The sequence below is a fragment of the Pseudomonas sp. NPDC087803 genome (assembly GCF_044742995.1).
Classification (GTDB): Bacteria; Pseudomonadota; Gammaproteobacteria; order Pseudomonadales; family Pseudomonadaceae; genus Aquipseudomonas.
On sequence record NZ_JBIUVO010000145.1, the window covers coordinates 1 to 1,809 of the forward strand.

Annotated in this window: 1 protein-coding gene and 1 pseudogene; both read right to left on the bottom strand. The window is 60.0% G+C overall.

Going from position 1 to position 1,809, the window contains the following annotated elements; translation table 11 throughout:
- Positions 1-123: 123 nt before the first annotated feature.
- Entirely contained in the window at positions 124-996 is an 873-nt protein-coding gene (locus ACIOUG_RS27015; protein ID WP_007960777.1) for a ParB/RepB/Spo0J family partition protein, read from the bottom strand.
- A 9-nt stretch (positions 997-1,005) separates the two neighbouring features.
- Positions 1,006-1,803, bottom strand: a pseudogene (locus ACIOUG_RS27020) (ParA family protein).
- Positions 1,804-1,809 lie beyond the last annotated feature (6 nt).

Genomic DNA, 1,809 nt, shown 5'->3' on the forward strand with positions numbered 1-1,809 from the left:
CCCGAAAATCAATAACTTGGCAGAATTAGTGCCGCCAAAATGCGCGCAGAGTATAGGGGCGGTTCTGCCCCTATTCAACTGTCAGGTAGTGATTTCCGACTGCGCGCTACATGAGGAAATGTTTCAGCGGATGTGTGCGAGCACACCCTGAAGCTCATCGAGAGAGTTGTAACCGATCACCAACTGACCTTTTCCCTTCTTCCCGTGGCGAATCTGCACCGCAGAGCCTAGGCGCTCGGCCAGACGCTGCTCGAGCCGGGCGATATCCGGGTCGGGTTTGGCCGCTTCCACAGGCTCCGGTTTGCCACTCAACCACTGGCGCACCAGTGCTTCAGTTTGGCGCACAGTCAGGCCGCGTGCGACAACATGTCGCGCCCCTTCCACCTGCTGATTGTCCGGCAGACCGAGCAAAGCACGGGCATGACCCATTTCCAGGTCGCCGTGGGACAGCATGGTCTTGATCACTTCCGGCAGCGCAATAAGCCGCAACAGGTTAGCCACAGTCACCCGGGACTTACCCACAGCCTCGGCAACCTGTTGTTGAGTGAGCTGGAATTCCTGCTGCAGACGCTGCAAGGCGACGGCTTCTTCGATCGGGTTCAGGTCTTCACGCTGGATGTTCTCGATCAGCGCAATGGCGATCGCGGTTTCATCCGGCACATCACGGACCATCGCCGGGATGGTTTCCTGACCAGCCTGCTGGCTGGCGCGCCAGCGGCGTTCACCGGCGATGATTTCGAAGCGGCCACCGCCAATCGGGCGAACCACGATCGGCTGCATCACGCCTTGCGCCTTGATCGACTGCGCCAGCTCTTCCAGCGCCTGCGGATCCATGTCGCGACGCGGCTGGTATTTGCCACGCTGCAACAGATCCAGCGGCAAGTGCTGCAGTTCACGGGTATCCGCTTGCGCAGCCTGTTCTTCCAGCGCGCTGACGGTCGGACCACTCAGCAGTGCATCCAGTCCACGTCCGAGACCTCGTTTCTTGACGGCCATGGGGATTCCTTAAGTTGGCTGGGCAGCGGCGATGCGTGAATTTTTGCGCTGGCGACGAACCATCTCGCCCGCCAGGGCCAGGTAGGCCAGAGCGCCGCGCGATTGCTTGTCGTAGGCCAGTGCCGGCATCCCGTAGCTTGGCGCTTCGGCCAGGCGGATGTTGCGCGGGATCACCGTGTCGTACAGCTGCTCACCGAAGTGTTCCTTGAGCTGCGCCGAAACATCGTTCATCAGGCTCAGGCGCGGGTCGTACATGGTCCGCAGCAAACCCTCGACTTTCAGGTTCGGGTTCAGCAACTCGGCAATGCGCTTGATGTTATCCACAAGGTCGCTCAAGCCTTCGAGCGCGAAGTATTCGCACTGCATGGGGATAATGACCCCGTCCGCGGCGACCAATGCGTTCAGCGTGAGCATCGACAGCGACGGCGGGCAGTCGACCAGAATGTAATCGTAGTTTTCACGAATCGGCGCCAGCGCACTGCGCAGACGGCTTTCCTTCATCTGCATTTCCAGCAGGACCACTTCGGCGGCGGTCAGGTCGCGGTTGGCCGGCAGCAGTTGATAACCGCCGTGCTCGGAGTAGTGCATGGCCTGGGCCAGATCGCATTCGCCGATCAGCAGGTCGTAGACCGAGTTTTCCAGGCCATGTTTATCCACACCGCTCCCCATGGTGGCGTTGCCCTGTGGATCGAGATCGATCAACAGCACCCGGCGCTTGGTAGGCACCAGGGCTGGTTCGTGGTTGTTTCAGGTGGTGGTCATGCCCACACCCCCCTTATTGTTCGCTATAGCGAATACCTTATCCATTAATGC